Consider the following 14,777-nt stretch of genomic DNA (forward strand, 5'->3'; position numbering starts at 1 on the left):
TAATATTTTACTTTTGTTTGGTACTACTACACATTTGTTTATGGTCAACGAACGTTTGGTACTTGGTACCGCCGGGTTAGGCGGTGTTTGGGGGAAGGTTGATCCGCATCAATCTGTATTGACAATTTTATCCGCACTGGAATCGGGTATAGCTGCCATAGATACTGCGCCGGCTTACGGAGATGCTGAAAGCTACCTGGGACAGGCATTACAGCAATGGCGTGGAGGCGTGCCCGTTATCAGCTCCAAAGCAGGGCGACTGAAATCTTACGCTGCCGATGAAGCTTATTACGATTTTACCGACAGGGCGATGGCAGAAAGCCTGGAGAACAGTCTCCGCACCATTGGTATTCCTTCTCTCGATATCCTTTTTTTACACGATCCTCATGCCATCCCGGAAACGGAAGCAGAGCGGATCATTTGCAGGTTAATAAAGTTCAGGGAGCAAGGATTGACGAAACGCCTGGGCGTGGGAGGGAACTGGCCTTCCTGGTTGAAAGTATACCTGGATGCCGGCGTTTTTGATGTGGTGATGGAGTTTAACCGTCTTAATGCCTCAAATGTAACGGCCCTGCAGGATTCGTTGCCTTACTGCCTGTCCCGTAACATACAATATTACGCGGCGAGTCCTTTAAATATGGGGCTGCTGGGAAGAAGCATCGGATCGTTTAAACAGATGCGCCCGGAATGGCTGCCCGCGGATGCATTGGAGATAGCCGTACGCCTGGAGCAGATAGCGGTAAAACACCGGCTCACTTTACCGGCTATGGCGCACCGGTTCCTACTGTCTTTACCCTATGATTTTAATATTGTACTGGGGCCATCCAATATATCGGAGCTGACGGCCAGCATTGAAAATTTTAATCAGGGTAAACTACCGGAAATCATCCAGGCAGAAATCCTGAATTGCAGTAACGGGTAAAAGAAGTTAAGATGTGTAATATCGACAACGAGATCTTTAATATTCGGAGTATACAAATAAGGGAATTAGCGCCGGTGCAGGTGGTTACGCCGTTTCAGGACGCCACTATGGGACCATTCCCTGCTTTTGGGCTGTCCATGATCACCATTGAAGATGAAAATAACAATATTGGTGAAGCACCGGTGTACAGTAGTTATACCAATATCCTGGAAGCATGCCTGTTGCCGCATTTGCTGTATTCCCAAAACCTTTCCTATAGTCAGTTATATTCCAGGTTGTACTGGTCTATCCGCAACGAGGGCTTCAGAGGCCCTGCATCTGCGCTGTTGGGACAGGTAGATATGGCATTGCACGACCTGGCTACCCGCCGGCTCGGCGTTCCGTTGCATAAATATATGGGCGCTGACCGGAACGAGGTAAAAGTTTATGGCAGCGGAGGTGGTACAAACTATACTTATGAAGAACTGGAAAAAGAGATCGCTTATTTTACCGCAGCGGGTGTGGATTGTTATAAGATGAAGGTGGGAAAGGATTTTGGGATGAACATGACAGAAGATATAAAGCGTGTAAAGTTTGTACGTAGTCTCCTGGGAAAAAATATCAGGCTTGCCGTAGATGCCAACCAGATCTGGAGCTGTAAACAGGCGCTCCGGTTTATTGATAAGACAGCAGGTGAAAACCTGGCCTGGCTGGAAGAACCTACTCATTCGGCATCTTTTGATCAGATCGAAGCGCTGTGCAAACAAACACCATTGAAAATTGCTTTCGGAGAATCGGAACGTACTGCGAGGGTGTTTCCTACGCTGGTAAACATAGGCGTAGCCCATTTGCAGCCGGTGCCAGGGCATTTGGCCGGTGTGAAAGAATGGATGGCTGTAAGGGACCTGGCAGCGAAACACCAGGTAGATTTTTCATCCGGCGGATATTCATTGTTCACGGCTTCCCTGATGACGACCGCATCTGAACAATGTGAGGTGGAGTACCTGTATTCAATTATGTCGGGACTGGAAACCTATTTCAATGTAAAACCGGCATGGGGCAACGGGAAATTTACGCTGCCGGAATTGCCCGGTTTTCCTGTCAGGATAAATTGGAATCATTGTGAAGATACCGGTCAACTAGTCAAAACACGGGTATGGAATAAAAAGAATGTCAGGGAATACAAGCCGGTTGTATCTTTGTGATTCTTAAGCTTTTTCCGTGAAGATAACTTTAGCTGGTATTGATTATCTGGTCCTCGTTGTATATGTAATTGCGCTATTCACTTTTGGTTTCTATCTTAAATCTTCCGGGGTACAATCGGGAGGAGATATTTTTCTGGGCAGGCGTTCTTTGAAATGGTGGCAGATAGGCTTTTCCATGTTCAGTGCCAATGTGGGTCCAATGATGTTGATAGGCTTATCCAGCCTGGGTTTTTCGCAGGGTGTGGTAGGAGGTAATTTCGAGTGGCTGGCCTGGATATTCCTGATGTTGTTGTCTGCATTTTTTATTCCACGTTATCTTTCAGCAGGGATCAGCACTATTCCGCAGTTTCTGCTTTTGCGTTATGGCCGCAGGTCTTATAATTTCCTGGTTGTTTACAGCCTGATGTCTATATTATTTGTGTGGCTTGGCAGTGCATTGTATGCAGGCGGACTGGTTATTTCAGAGATATTCCAATGTTCGTTAATAGAAGCGGTAGTGCTGATAACCCTCATTTCCACCAGTTATACTGCTATCGGCGGTTTAAAGGCAGTGGTGAGAACCGGCGTTTTCCAGTCGCTGATCATTATTACTTCTTCCCTGATACTAACGGTACTGGCTATAGGAAAAATTGGTCATGTGGCAGATGCGGCTAAAGGAATTCCTCCCGACTATTGGAAGCTGTTTCACGCCAGGTCTGACCCTGAATACTCATGGCTCGCTATTGTGGCGGGTTATCCCGTGGTAGCTGTTTATTACTGGTGCGCAGATCAAACGATTGTACAAAAGGTGTTGGCTGCAAAAACTGTCAAAGAAGGACAACGGGGTATTCTTTTCCTGGCAGCGCTCAAAGTGATCACGCCTTTTATTTTTGTGTTGCCTGGTATTATCTGTTTTCTTTTATACAGAGATAGTACCACGCCGGATAAATCTTACATTACGCTCGTCAAAAACCTGATGCCCGACGGGCTTCGCGGGCTCTGCATAGCGGCGCTTGTCGCCTCGCTGATCGATACCGTATCTTCGGGTCTGAACTCTTTCAGCACTGTTTTTACATTGGATGTAGTGACGCAGTTTGTATCTTTGGAAACAAAGGATAAAACAAAGGTTGGGAGATGGATGACTGCTGTAGGCGCTTTCCTGGGAGGAGGTATCGCCGTATTGTTTTCTTACTCAGATAAAAGCCTGTTTGAATTAACGCAGGGGCTTGTGTCTATCCTGGCGCCGCCATTATCGGTGGTATTTTTAGGCGGCATATTCTGGAAACGCACGCACCGGATAGCGGCAGAAACAGTGTTGTTTGGCGGCGGCTTTCTTTGCCTGGTGATGGGGGTTTGTTATGTATTGAACTATCCGTATAAAGGATTCTGGCCACACTTTTTATTTCTTTCTATCTATATTTTTATTTCCCTGGTAATTTTAATGGTGCTGATAACCCTGGTTTTTAAAGTGCCCGAAAAAGACCGGGTATCATTTACTTTTCCGGACAAGGCCGGATCGGGCATGGATAAGTGGTTATGGGCAGGCTGGGGCGCGCTGGCTTTGATAATGGCAGCGATCTATATAGTATTAAATTAACGAATCATGAATAAAATATTGTCCGCTATGTGCAGGATATTACTGCCGGCTGTTGTTATTATATTGACTGCATGTAATGCGTCCCAAAAAGAAGAAAAGCTACAGGAGCATGTTTTTGTGGTGAACATTGTACATGATCCGCAGAAGCTGAAAGAATATCTCGATTATCATCAGCATATATGGCCGGAAGTGGAAGCCGGTTTTAAGAAAGCGGGTTACCGGAAAATAACGCTTTACCGGTATGAATACCTGTTGGTAATGGCCATCACCGTACCAGCCGGAGCGGATCTGGGGCAAATGGGAAAAACGGCTGAATCTTATGATAAGCGTTGCGCGGAGTGGAACCGTTTAATGGATGGCTATCAAACCGGTGTTCCCGGCGCGGGGCAGCAGGAAAAATGGGTGGAGGCAACACCTTTTTACCGCTTTATAAAAGAGTGATTACAGGCTTTGCGTGCTCACGCCCTTTTTCTCTTTGTCTTCGTATTGCCTGATGAAATCCCTGGGAGATAATCCTTTAATTTCTTTGAAGTGTTTATTAAAGTTCGAGATATTATTATAGCCACTGTTATAACAGGCTTCTGCTACGTTGTGATGTCCTTCCAGTAAAAGTTTGGCGGAATGCCCGATGCGTACTTCTTTTACAAAATCGATCAATGTACGGTTGGTATTGCGTTTGAAAAAGCGGCAGAAGGCTGCGGACGACATGGGAATAAGATCTGCTACGTCCTGTAGCAGGATATCGTCTCTGAAATGCTGAAAGATGTAATCAAATACTTTGTTGAGTTTTTTTGCTTCTCCGGAGTTTTCAACGGTATTGTAATAGGGAGATGATAATACGCTTGATGATTCAGATTGTGCGAGGACATCCAGCAGCCGGATCATCAGCGCCACCCTGCTTAAGCCCGACACATAAAGCATCTGGTGCATAATCATTTTGGCGTCCTGGAGTGTGTTGCCGGTAAACAGCACCCCTTTTGCCGCTTTGGCGAAAAGCACATTCAATTGTTTGGCCTCTGGTTTTTCGAGCAGTTCCTTTCCGAGGAAATCGGGAAAGAAATGAATGACCACCGCCTGGGTCGGGATAAGCGGATCTGCGGCTTTGTAATACTGCCAGCAATGCGGCAGGTAACTGCCCAGCAACACCAGCTCCGGTCCGTCGAAATCCTCGATATGATCGCCGATAAATCTTTTACCGCTACAGTTTTCCAGCAACGCGATCTCAAAATTGACATGCGATTTTAAGGCAGTATATTTTTTTATTTCAAGAATCTCTGATCTTACCGTAAATGACTGGTCCGCCGGAAATGTAAAATTCTCGTATATGTATTGCATCGGATTGTAAGTCTGGTTGTGTGTTACAGGCGATTCAAAGATAATAAAATACGCGGGAAGTTTAATGCGGCAAAAATAGTATCCATAATGGTCAAATTAAGGGTTGCGTTCCTTTTAAGGGAATCAGAACTTTATACCCTGCGGCAAATATCCCTTCCGGATTTAGTGCAGCCGTATTAAACAACAGGTATGTATCGCATTAAAACGAAGTATTTCTTATTATTCCTGGTAGCTGTCGCCACGTCAAATACATCTTTCTCCCAACTCCCTGATCTGCAGTTGAACAGGATGCTGCAGCAGGTAAGCGGATCCGTTACTTTTTTGCAAAGACAATATAAGGGCACCGACCTGGTGGCGGAAAATGTTTTTCGCTCCGGCGAATTGCCAGGCAACTGGAAGCTGGTGATGAAAGCTAATCCGGTGAAAGGGCACAGCGATGCGATAGATGTGGAGGCTACTTTCAGGCTGGCAGCAGGACAGGCAACTTCCACCACCGTGGCAGTGAAGTTTGATTTTAGTAACTGGAGTGCTGCCAATTATGTGCTGGTGCCGGCATCGCTTTATAACGGCAACCGCTATCGCTCCATAGGAGACGGTTATAATCCCGGTTATCCGCGTGATATGTATTACAATCCGCAGGTTCCGCTAACGATTTCAAATAACCCCCGTTTGTCGGTAGAACAGGATAAGGCTTCCCTGGTAGCGTTACAAACAGGGAATATGGCTACTCCCGCGGTTTGCTTTTTTTCTCCGGCAACACAAACGGGCTTTATCCTGTTAACAGAACAACAAACAAAATGGGGAAACAACGGGGTTACCATTACGGAGAATGCCCATAAAGATCAGTTATCTTTTGACATTTCAGCACCCGCCATCCGTAAACTGGCTGCGGGCTTCGGCGACTTCCATCTGAGCGGGGACAAGGCGCCGGATTGGAAGGCCGGCGATGAAGTATCACTACGCTTCCGGCTGTATGTATTTAAGGCAACGGATATCCCGGCTTTGCTCACAAAATTTTTTAAAGTACGGAAAGATATTTCCGGTCCTTCTATTCCCCGGAACCTGGTACCTATGAGCAAGTTGCTGGAGCTGGGCACGGGCATATGCAGCAGTAATTTTACACAACAGCAGATTGGCAATTATTATAAACCGGAAAACAACAACGACTTCCAGCTGGGATGGGTAAGCGGTATGATTAACACTTACCCGATGTTGTCGCTGAACGATGAAAAGGAACGCAAAAGTGTAGGCGAGGAACTTGATTTTGTAGTGCGCAGATTGCAGGGTAAAAGCGGCTATTTTTATGGAGGCATAAAATCAACCGGGGAAATTATCGGGGAGAAGATGTCGCCCGATTTCCCGGAAATCCAGGCAATGGTGAGAAAGAACGGAGACGCTTTGTTTTGGTTGATGAAGCACTTGTTGTTGTTCAGGGCAAGCGGGCATGCTGATATGATTAACAAAGATTGGGAAGATGCAGCTATAAAACTGGCTGCTGCTTTTGTAAAAACCTGGGAGAAGGATGGTCAGTTTGGCCAGTATATAGCGCCGGAAACGGGCAGGATTGCGGTATTCAACTCTACTGCAGGCGCCATTGCCCCGGCGGGGCTGGCCCTGGCAGCGCACTATTTTAACAGGGCCGGCTGGTTGAAAACAGCAGCAGCCGCAGCGGATTATTACTACCGGCGCGACGTGGCCGGGCAGGGGTTTACCGGCGGCGATTGCGGGGATATTTCGCAGGATGCCAATTCAGAATCAGCTTTTGGATTCCTGGAGTCTTTAATGGCATTATATGATTATACAGGCGATCGCAGGTGGTTGTCGATGGCCGAAGTACAGGCCGCTCTTTGCGGTACCTGGACACTGTCTTATGCACCGGTTTTTCCTCCGTCGAGCACCATCGGGAAATTGCAATGCAATATGACGGGAGCCGTTTGGGCCAGCATACAAAACAAACATGCAGCACCTGGTATCTGTACTTCTTCCGGCGACTATCTTTTCAAGTTGTTCAGGGCTACCGGAAATTCATTGTATGCTGATTTGATCAGGGACATCCAGCATGCGCACACAGAGGCCGTTAACATGCCAGGGCATATTACCAGCAATTATCTCATAGGCTCCTCTATGGAGCGTATTCAGCCAAGCGATGCAGAAGGGAAGGAGAGCATTGGAAATTTTATACATACCCGTAACTCCTGGACAGAAACCAACGGCATGCTGATGGCACTTGAACTGCCAGGTATTTATGTGATCAGCGACAAATCCAAATGCTATGTTTTTGACCACGTGGAGGCAACAATCATTAAGAAAGATAATAAGGAACTGGTGATAGAGGTATACAATCCAACGGTGTATGATGCCAGCGTGGCCGTTATGGCGGAAACCAGTGCGGAGGCTAAGCATCCTTTGGGGTATACTGCTTTTCTCCGTTGGCCGAAAGTACCGGTGAAGGCGGGCGGGAAAACCAGGGTGCGTATTTCGGGGAGGGAGGTTAGATGGTGAGTTTGCTGCTGGAACCTTAAGCATACCCGTTTGGCTTAACGATGGCTGGTATCAGTTCAAATGCATTAAAGGGAACTAATTATGTAGAGAACCGTTTAAAGTATAATGGGAAGCGACTGGAAGACAAGGAGCTAGGCGATGGATCAGGATTGAGCTGGTATGATTATGGAGCTAGAAGATATGATCCGCAGATTGGCAGATGGCATGCGTTGGATGCCTTAAGTGAAAAATACTATGCTGGTAGTCCATATACCTATGTAGGTAATAATCCTGCTATGATGACAGATCCTGATGGCCGTTAGTGGAGTATATCGGTGACCAAAGATAAGAATGGAAATACGATGATCAATATTCTTTTTACCGGTGTTATTTATAATTCAACCGGAAGGAAATATGATGTGATTGGTTTTCAGAATACAATTAAGAGTCAAATTGAGCGTGTTTTTAATGCGCGGGCTATTGATGATGATGGAACTACAATTTCCTCCAGAATAAATGTTAATTTAAAGACAGTAAGTTCACCTGATGAAATCTCGGAAACTGATCATATCATTGAATTAGTAAATGCAGATAATGCGGTTTGGGATGGTAATGGTAACATTGCTACGGGCCGTGCGCCAATGGGAGGATTGAGGGTTTATGTGAATTTTAACAATATTGGGAAGATTATGGCTTCAAGCGGTGGCGATAATAATACGGTACCACATGAATTAGGTCACACGCTGGGATTAATTCATCCGGAAGAGTACGATAAGCGAGGATGGAATGCTGGACAGCAACGATTAGACATGAGTAATCAAGATAATACATATAATTTTATGTTGATGTTTAGTGCCCAGCAATTTAAGCACACTAAGGGTAGCGCAGTTAATGTAAGTTCAGCTCAGCTGCATTTAATAGAGTCAAATTATTATGATGGTAAGTTGAATCAGCAAATTAACTTCGGTGGTATTTATTCTCGGGGAACAAAATTCATGACACTCCCCGGGACTGTAATTCCAATCCCTACATTTTATAAGTCCGGAAGAAAGTTATTGTATCCACACGAATAATATATTAAATATAAGCATCTATGAATAAAGCCATTTTATCTTTTTTGATAGCACCTTTATTCTTGTACGCGGGATGTAGTTTTTATTGTTCCGGAACCAAACTTTTTGTTGGTGTAGCAATTGCGATGCCAGGAGACACATTGAGTATCTATGCTGACAATAAGTTAATTGCAACTAAGTCAGTGAATGAAATTATAGTTACTTCTCTCCGGGATAAGAGGAACAGGGTGGCAGAAATTTGTGCCACAAAAGACTCGATACTTATTCGTATTTTTTACAATTTTAAAGATAGCTCACAACATATTCCCTCAAAGGATACCTCTTTTTATATTCATGTAAAGGACATAAATGGTCTTTCAATTGCATTAAGCGATACTCATGAAATGAATATAATATTAGATAAAGTAAAAGGCGGATTTGGCATATATGAGCCAGATAGCAGGTAGTTCATTTTATTAAAATATAACAGACGGTTGTTTGGGAGAAATTTATTCTGCTATAGGGAAACCATAAATATGCCGCGACAACCCAATAGAGAAAAGTTATGTAACTATAGGATGCGTCCCGGTTATTAAAACCAGGTAATGTATCCTTGCAGAAAACTTAAAACCGTAATGTTGTGGGAAATAAGAAATTCAAGCCGTCTACACTACTGGCAATATTTAGGAGAAAAGGTGGAGAGGGGGCAATGACTAAAATTATCAGTGATGATAATAAGTCAGATTTCCTTCATCAGGTATCATTCCTCCGGGAAGGAGAGCAACCCTTAGTATGCTTTAAGCAAGATGAGTTAAATTGGCTGTTGATAACAAGTGACCGGATTATAGAAATGGGACAAGGTGTAAGCTTGTTCATACCTTATTCTGAATTAGTTGAAGTGAGAATCGCCCTGCATGAGGAGTTTAAAGATAGCGTGATGAGTAAGACAGATTTTACACGCCTCCTTTTGAAGGATAATAGTGGTAGAAATTATGTTATAGAATCTGAAAAAGGTGAACCTTACAAAGGGATTTACCAAATGTTACATTTTATAGCTTAGGCTGTTAGGGAATGTAAATTCATTTCCGTGGGTAATTGTAGCCGAGGGGAGCACGGTGCATGCTACGGAAAACAACCCTTCCCCTAATTCAACGACCTATACTCATTCGGAGTAGTACCCACACGCTGCTTAAACAACCGCGTAAAATGCTGCGGATACCTGAACCCAAGTTCATAAGCAACCTGGCTAATAGATTTACTATTATCAAAAATCCGTTCCTTAGCGATGTCTATCACTTTTGCCTGTATGTAGTCCTGCGCAGATGTGCCAGTTTCTTTTTTGATCAGGTCACCGGCCGTAATGAAACCGGGAATACGATGTGGTTCCGCCGCCATGATGGGTATGGGGATAAGGGGAAAGCGGGGAACTGCTGTGCTTAAAAAGGCTGGCCAGATCATATACCGGCCAGCCCTCTCTTACATGTAAATACTATTAAGCAGCAGGTTCTTCCACCGTTGCAGTTGGAGCATTGTTCTTAACGGAAGCAATGCCACCATCGCGGCCGGAAGTACTCTCGTACATTTCACTGGTACCAATAATTTGTCCGTTTGCGGCCTTGAGATTAAAATAATGTTTTCCATTAGTGGAAGTCTTTTTGTCGAACCGTTCATCGATCTGGGAATTGGTTCTCACAGACTCGATGCCGTTGTCGCAACCTGCTCTGGCGGCATAACCTTCGCTGGCAAGGATTACTTCACCATTACCTGCTTTTAATTTAAAACGGAATTCACCGTTGCTGCTTTTGGAGACAACAAATTTACTCATAGGAGATTATTTTAGTGTACCGGAAGTTACTTAATAAATCCCAAAATGAACGATCCCGCATTTTAAGAAATGGCTAACGTTATTTACGCTTTTCTTCAATTTTATATAACCCTGCACCGTGACTGGCAATAACCGGTGAAAAAGTGCCAGAGAAGCTGCCAGCGGGTTTTCCCGACCAGAGGTCTATGATTTTGCAGGAGCGGGTAATTCCTAAAGTGCCCAGGTCAATTGGAATAGTCGCGTTGGGTGTTGACGGCTGATCCGCGGTATTAAATACGGCCAGGTATTTGGCGCCGGTCGCGGGATCTTCTGCCATCCAGGCGGCTTTATCATCTTCCGTAAAAATCGGGCGGTTGCCGGTGCTGGTGTTTAATACTTTCAGTACGTTTTTATTGGTGAGTAAGGAAAGTGTGAAAGGATCGTTGTCGGGCAGGTTGCCGCCAAACATCAGGGGCGACTTAAAAATGGACCATAATGTTATCAGGGTGTATTGCTCATCTTTTGTGAACCCGCTCATACGGGGATGTCCTCTTTCCGCACGTATCCCGATACGGCCGAGTGGCAGCATATCCCCATCAGGGTAGGCGCCGGGCGCTCTCCATTTATTCCAGCGCTCAAATACCTGGAAGTGTTCCTTTAACTGTTTCCAGTTATCCCAGAAATCGCCTACAGTCCGCCACATATTGGCATACTGCTGAACATGAGCTGCATGGTCAATGGGCGTTTCGCCGGGAGAGGTGCTTAAAACTATTTTTCGCCCGGTGCGGTCTATTGCTTTCCTGATCATTTCTATTTCGCCTGCAAAATAGATAGGAGAGGAAAGGTCATCTACTTTTACAAAGTCGAGGCCCCATCCGGCATACATCTCAAAAAGGGAATTGTAATATGCCTGGGCGCCTTCTTTTTCAGGAACGATGGTGTACATATCATGCAGCCAAAGACACTGGCCTTCCTTTGAATGAATGTCAACCGCCTTTACAGCAGTACCTTTCACCGGCATATTTTCCACTACTGCCTTAACGGGGATACCCCTCATAATATGAATGCCGAACTTTAGTCCTTTGCTGTGGATATAATCAGCCAATGGCTTAAAGCCCTGGCCGTTTTTGGCAGATGGAAAACGGTTTACCGCCGGCACAAATCTCCCGTATTGATCGATGTTATATTCAGGATCTGTTTCATTATAGCCATGTGATTTATCGTTGCTCACATACCACCTGATGTCCACCACTATATACTCCCAACCGAAGGGCTTTAAGTATTTAGCCATATAGTCGGTATTGGCCTTTACTTCCGCTTCCGTTACCGTGGGACCATAACAATCCCAGCTGTTCCAGCCCATTGGGGGGCCGGGCGCCCATTTATGAAAGTCCTGGCCTTGTACGTGTTGTCCGAATAATATTGTGGTAAGGATGATAAGCGCAGTTAATCGCATCATGGTAATAAATCTCTATGTTGTTATGAATAAAGTGGAATCTGACTATTGAGAGCTGAAAATAATCAATTTTGAATAATAATTGTCAATTTAACACTTTATTTTAAAAGAACCGGGAGATCCCTTTCAGGGAGATTTATTTGTCCGGGGATGAGATGATGGTAAAATAACAGAAGCCAGGTGAGCCGGAATGGAAAATGCGGTGTGGAAAAAACGGTGTGAAAGCGTATATATTCTTTACTTTTACAGTAATCTATCTCCCCGGATTGCCGAAGGCGAAATATTATTTACATAAAATAATAAAACCAAAACAATGGCAACAACAAACATCTATCTCACCTTTAATGGTAATTGCGAAGAAGCATTCAATTTTTACAAATCCGTATTTGGCGGAGAGTTTAGCCACGTTGCGCGGTTTGGTGAAATGCCGCCGGACGAAAGCTGTCAGGTTTCGGAAGCAGAGAAGAATAAGATAATGCACATATCGCTACCCATAGGAAGTTCGGTGCTAATGGGCAGTGACACAGGAGAACAATGGGCTACCTCTTTTGCGCAGGGTAATAATTTTTCGGTGTCCGTTTCGGCAGATAGTAAAGCAGAGGCAGAAAAACTGTTTGGCGGACTGGCGAAATACGGGCAAATAACCATGCCGCTGGCCGATACCTTCTGGGGTTCTTATTTTGGAATGATTGTAGACCAGTTTGCTATTAACTGGATGGTAGGTTTTGATGATCCATCTAAAGAAAAAAAATAAAGGGAAACCAGCCTAGTCTATCACGTAGGCACTGGCTGGTTTACTTTCCTGCAGCTCCTGCGGAATTTGTGCCTGTTCAAAGATGGAGTATTCAATGTTCCTGCAGATAGTATTTAACGGCAGGTCATTTTCTTCTTCTCCAAACGGTTCCCCTATTTCGTAAATGATAGCATCCAACGCTATAAACGTATAGCTGATCAGCAACACAATGACAGGCATCATCCAGCCTAAACTATCCACCAAACCAAAAGGTAACCAGAAGCAATAAAAGTAGACCGTACGATGTAATAACACACTATATGCAAATGGCAACGGCGTATTGGAAATCCTTTCACATCCGCCAATTACCTGCGACAACTGGCTAAGGTGATTGTCCATAGCAGCCAGCATAATAGTATCAATATGTTTCTGTTTGTTTTGTTCGCTGATCCATTGTCCGATGAAATCAAGGATAATAACAGGAGGATGTTTTTTGTCTTTCAGATAATTTACCTGTTCGGCAGATAGTAAGCGGGAAAGATGTTCTGCGCCGGACTTGTTTCTCAACTGGTAATTAAGCGACCAGCAGAAGGCTGCCAGCATCTTGGTGAAAGCTATTTTACTCTCATCAGGCGCGTTAACCAATGTGGATGCCTGGCGTGTTAAAGATCTGCATTCTATCAGTAATGTCCCCCACAGCTTGCGCCCTTCCCAGTACCGGTCGTAGCTGGCGGTGTTACAAAATCCCATGAAAATGGCTAAGGCCAGGCCAATCAATGTAAAGATGGTCGGGTTAAGATGTACCTTGTGGTAATATATTATTCCGTCAAAATAAAGGATAACCAGGGAGAATACAGCAATAATTGACAGCTGGACAGTGATTTTCTTGAGCACAGAGCCTTCCCATATGAATAACATTCTGAGCCAATTGGCGCGCTGTCTTATGATCATTTTTTATTTTTATACAGGCTTTTAAAAATGAATTTCAGCCGGAGAAATCCTGATCTTTATTGTTTTATTTGCCATGTCCCAATTCACGCCGGAGTTGTTTTACTTCATGCTGCAGATCATGGACGCGGTTTAATAAATGGGTGATGGCTTCTATGCCTTCCAGGTTGATGTCCATGTCGTAGTGCAGGTGCACGAATCTCTCAAGATCGGCCAGTTGGTCGTAGTCAATAAAATATTCCTCTTCTGTTTGCGTCAGCGTTATCAGGCCATAGTCGTTTAACGATTGAACAAAGGTTGTTTCAATCTTATAATAAGTGCAACATTGCGCTACAGATATATTTTTTGAAGTGTCCATAACTACCTTTTTTGGCGCTCTTCAGCAAGTTCTTTAAATAATTCTTTTTCTCTTTCTGTCAGGTTCTTTGGAATTTGTACCTGGTAGGTGATGTAGAGATCTCCGAATGTTCCTTCCTGTTTATACACCGGGAATCCTTTCCCTTTTAAACGCACGCGGGTGCCGCTTTGCGTTTCAGGGGCCACCTTTAGTTTTACTTTTCCGTCCAGCGTATCGATGGTTTCCTCTCCGCCCAGGAGGGCCTTGTAAAGATCCAGGGGTATATCGGTGTAGAGGTCGTTCCCTTTGCGCACAAAGGCCGTATCGTTATGGATCGCAAAAGTAATATAGAGATCGCCGTTGGGACCTCCGTTTGCGCCTGGCGAGCCGAAGCCGGCAATTTTTATCTCCTGTCCGTCTTCGATCCCTGCGGGGATAGTGATCCGTATATTTTTTCCGTTGACAGTAAATGTTTGCTTGTGGGTTTTATAGGCATCCGACAAATTCACCTGCATGGATGCGCGGTAATCCTGTCCTTTAAAGCGGGCCTGCCGGCCACCTGCTCCGCGGTTGCCGAACATGGAGTTGAAGAAGTCGGAAAAGTCGCCGTCTTCTTCATTGAACGATTGGTATCCGCCGCTGCCACCGGCTCCAAAAGGGTTGCCCCTGGCGCCTCCCGAGGCTTGCTGCTGCCGGCGCGCTTCTTCAAACTGATCGGCATGTTTCCAGTCGGCGCCATACTGATCATACTTCTTCCTGTTTTCAGGATCACTTAATACTTCATTCGCTTCGTTGATCTGCTGAAAAGTTTTCCCGGCCTGCGGATCATTCGGGTTTAAATCCGGGTGATGTTTACGCGCGAGTTTCCGGTATGCTTTTTTTATGTCTTCTGCAGAAGCATCTTTGGGAACGCCCAGAATCTTATAGTAATCGATATAATCCATTCCGT

Annotated in this window: 16 protein-coding genes and 1 pseudogene; 10 read left to right on the plus strand and 7 right to left on the minus strand. The window is 44.9% G+C overall.

The features are described from left to right. Window positions 1-40 precede the first annotated feature (40 nt). From B5Z18_RS29105 to B5Z18_RS29120, 4 genes are read left to right on the plus strand one after another with little or no spacing between them, the layout of a single operon-like run. On the plus strand, window positions 41-922 hold the full coding sequence (locus B5Z18_RS29105; protein ID WP_079473067.1) for an aldo/keto reductase: 882 nt from the start codon (window positions 41-43) through the stop codon (window positions 920-922). 11 nt (window positions 923-933) lie between these two features. Next, on the plus strand, window positions 934-2,106 hold the full coding sequence (locus B5Z18_RS29110; RefSeq protein WP_079473068.1) for an enolase C-terminal domain-like protein: 1,173 nt from the start codon (window positions 934-936) through the stop codon (window positions 2,104-2,106). A 16-nt stretch (window positions 2,107-2,122) separates the two neighbouring features. Further along, window positions 2,123-3,682 carry an SLC5 family protein gene (locus tag B5Z18_RS29115; protein WP_079473069.1) on the plus strand — a complete coding sequence of 520 codons (1,560 nt, stop codon included), beginning with the start codon at window positions 2,123-2,125 and terminating at the stop codon, window positions 3,680-3,682. A gap of 6 nt (window positions 3,683-3,688) precedes the next feature. Further along, the gene (locus B5Z18_RS29120) at window positions 3,689-4,123 is read left to right on the plus strand and encodes an L-rhamnose mutarotase (RefSeq protein ID WP_079473070.1); all 435 of its coding nucleotides are present in this window, start codon (window positions 3,689-3,691) and stop codon (window positions 4,121-4,123) included. On the opposite strand, the gene B5Z18_RS29125 is transcribed toward B5Z18_RS29120, so the two are convergent. Beyond that, on the minus strand, window positions 4,124-5,017 hold the full coding sequence (locus B5Z18_RS29125) for an AraC family transcriptional regulator (protein WP_079473071.1): 894 nt from the start codon (window positions 5,015-5,017) through the stop codon (window positions 4,124-4,126). A gap of 189 nt (window positions 5,018-5,206) precedes the next feature. On the opposite strand from B5Z18_RS29125, the gene B5Z18_RS29130 reads away from it, so the two are divergent. The 5 genes and pseudogenes from B5Z18_RS29130 to B5Z18_RS29150 all read left to right on the plus strand — a co-directional run bounded on the left by B5Z18_RS29130 (window position 5,207) and on the right by B5Z18_RS29150 (window position 9,610). Further along, on the plus strand, window positions 5,207-7,519 hold the full coding sequence (locus tag B5Z18_RS29130; protein ID WP_079473072.1) for a hypothetical protein: 2,313 nt from the start codon (window positions 5,207-5,209) through the stop codon (window positions 7,517-7,519). A 38-nt stretch (window positions 7,520-7,557) separates the two neighbouring features. Continuing rightward, window positions 7,558-7,821: pseudogene (locus B5Z18_RS29135) on the plus strand (RHS repeat-associated core domain-containing protein); the annotation flags it as partial. Window positions 7,822-7,860: 39 nt separating this feature from the next. Further along, window positions 7,861-8,571 carry a zinc metalloprotease gene (locus tag B5Z18_RS29140; RefSeq protein WP_079473074.1) on the plus strand — a complete coding sequence of 237 codons (711 nt, stop codon included), beginning with the start codon at window positions 7,861-7,863 and terminating at the stop codon, window positions 8,569-8,571. 20 nt (window positions 8,572-8,591) lie between these two features. After that, entirely contained in the window at window positions 8,592-9,017 is a 426-nt protein-coding gene (locus B5Z18_RS29145) for a hypothetical protein (protein WP_079473075.1), read from the plus strand. Window positions 9,018-9,190: 173 nt separating this feature from the next. Further along, window positions 9,191-9,610 carry a hypothetical protein gene (locus tag B5Z18_RS29150; protein WP_079473076.1) on the plus strand — a complete coding sequence of 140 codons (420 nt, stop codon included), beginning with the start codon at window positions 9,191-9,193 and terminating at the stop codon, window positions 9,608-9,610. Window positions 9,611-9,693: 83 nt separating this feature from the next. Here B5Z18_RS29150 and B5Z18_RS29155 read toward each other — a convergent pair whose 3' ends face one another. The 3 genes from B5Z18_RS29155 to B5Z18_RS29165 all read right to left on the minus strand — a co-directional run bounded on the left by B5Z18_RS29155 (window position 9,694) and on the right by B5Z18_RS29165 (window position 11,813). Then, entirely contained in the window at window positions 9,694-9,945 is a 252-nt protein-coding gene (locus B5Z18_RS29155) for a helix-turn-helix domain-containing protein (RefSeq protein WP_262488124.1), read from the minus strand. A 97-nt stretch (window positions 9,946-10,042) separates the two neighbouring features. After that, a complete protein-coding gene (locus tag B5Z18_RS29160; RefSeq protein ID WP_079473077.1) occupies window positions 10,043-10,375 on the minus strand; it encodes a YegP family protein in 333 nt (110 codons plus the stop codon). A gap of 79 nt (window positions 10,376-10,454) precedes the next feature. Beyond that, window positions 10,455-11,813 (minus strand): glycoside hydrolase family 27 protein, encoded by a 1,359-nt coding sequence (locus tag B5Z18_RS29165; RefSeq protein WP_235016063.1) that lies wholly within the window; start codon window positions 11,811-11,813, stop codon window positions 10,455-10,457. Between the two features lie 310 nt (window positions 11,814-12,123). Here B5Z18_RS29165 and B5Z18_RS29170 point away from each other — a divergent pair, with 310 nt between their 5' ends. Then, a complete protein-coding gene (locus B5Z18_RS29170; protein WP_079473078.1) occupies window positions 12,124-12,564 on the plus strand; it encodes a VOC family protein in 441 nt (146 codons plus the stop codon). Between the two features lie 12 nt (window positions 12,565-12,576). Here B5Z18_RS29170 and B5Z18_RS29175 read toward each other — a convergent pair whose 3' ends face one another. The 3 genes from B5Z18_RS29175 to B5Z18_RS29185 all read right to left on the minus strand — a co-directional run bounded on the left by B5Z18_RS29175 (window position 12,577) and on the right by B5Z18_RS29185 (window position 14,772). Further along, entirely contained in the window at window positions 12,577-13,494 is a 918-nt protein-coding gene (locus B5Z18_RS29175) for a bestrophin family protein (RefSeq protein WP_079473079.1), read from the minus strand. Window positions 13,495-13,558: 64 nt separating this feature from the next. Next, complete coding sequence (locus tag B5Z18_RS29180) at window positions 13,559-13,849, minus strand: chaperone modulator CbpM (protein WP_079473080.1); 291 nt, start codon at window positions 13,847-13,849, stop codon at window positions 13,559-13,561. 2 nt (window positions 13,850-13,851) lie between these two features. Beyond that, window positions 13,852-14,772 carry a DnaJ C-terminal domain-containing protein gene (locus B5Z18_RS29185; RefSeq protein WP_079473081.1) on the minus strand — a complete coding sequence of 307 codons (921 nt, stop codon included), beginning with the start codon at window positions 14,770-14,772 and terminating at the stop codon, window positions 13,852-13,854. Window positions 14,773-14,777 lie beyond the last annotated feature (5 nt).

Origin of the sequence: Chitinophaga ginsengisegetis (assembly GCF_900168065.1) — a bacterium.
Lineage (GTDB): Bacteria > Bacteroidota > Bacteroidia > Chitinophagales > Chitinophagaceae > Chitinophaga > Chitinophaga ginsengisegetis.

Bases quoted from the DNA above. Each gene is read 5' to 3' on its own strand.
- B5Z18_RS29120 (WP_079473070.1), top strand. From the start codon at position 3,689: ATGAATAAAATATTGTCCGCTATGTGCAGGATATTACTGCCGGCTGTT.
- B5Z18_RS29105 (WP_079473067.1), top strand. From the start codon at position 41: ATGGTCAACGAACGTTTGGTACTTGGTACCGCCGGGTTAGGCGGTGTT.
- B5Z18_RS29165 (WP_235016063.1), bottom strand. From the start codon at position 11,813: ATGATGCGATTAACTGCGCTTATCATCCTTACCACAATATTATTCGGA.
- B5Z18_RS29175 (WP_079473079.1), bottom strand. From the start codon at position 13,494: ATGATCATAAGACAGCGCGCCAATTGGCTCAGAATGTTATTCATATGG.
- B5Z18_RS29145 (WP_079473075.1), top strand. From the start codon at position 8,592: ATGAATAAAGCCATTTTATCTTTTTTGATAGCACCTTTATTCTTGTAC.
- B5Z18_RS29125 (WP_079473071.1), bottom strand. From the start codon at position 5,017: ATGCAATACATATACGAGAATTTTACATTTCCGGCGGACCAGTCATTT.
- B5Z18_RS29170 (WP_079473078.1), top strand. From the start codon at position 12,124: ATGGCAACAACAAACATCTATCTCACCTTTAATGGTAATTGCGAAGAA.
- B5Z18_RS29110 (WP_079473068.1), top strand. From the start codon at position 934: ATGTGTAATATCGACAACGAGATCTTTAATATTCGGAGTATACAAATA.
- B5Z18_RS29155 (WP_262488124.1), bottom strand. From the start codon at position 9,945: ATGGCGGCGGAACCACATCGTATTCCCGGTTTCATTACGGCCGGTGAC.
- B5Z18_RS29185 (WP_079473081.1), bottom strand. From the start codon at position 14,772: ATGGATTATATCGATTACTATAAGATTCTGGGCGTTCCCAAAGATGCT.
- B5Z18_RS29140 (WP_079473074.1), top strand. From the start codon at position 7,861: ATGATCAATATTCTTTTTACCGGTGTTATTTATAATTCAACCGGAAGG.
- B5Z18_RS29130 (WP_079473072.1), top strand. From the start codon at position 5,207: ATGTATCGCATTAAAACGAAGTATTTCTTATTATTCCTGGTAGCTGTC.
- B5Z18_RS29180 (WP_079473080.1), bottom strand. From the start codon at position 13,849: ATGGACACTTCAAAAAATATATCTGTAGCGCAATGTTGCACTTATTAT.
- B5Z18_RS29160 (WP_079473077.1), bottom strand. From the start codon at position 10,375: ATGAGTAAATTTGTTGTCTCCAAAAGCAGCAACGGTGAATTCCGTTTT.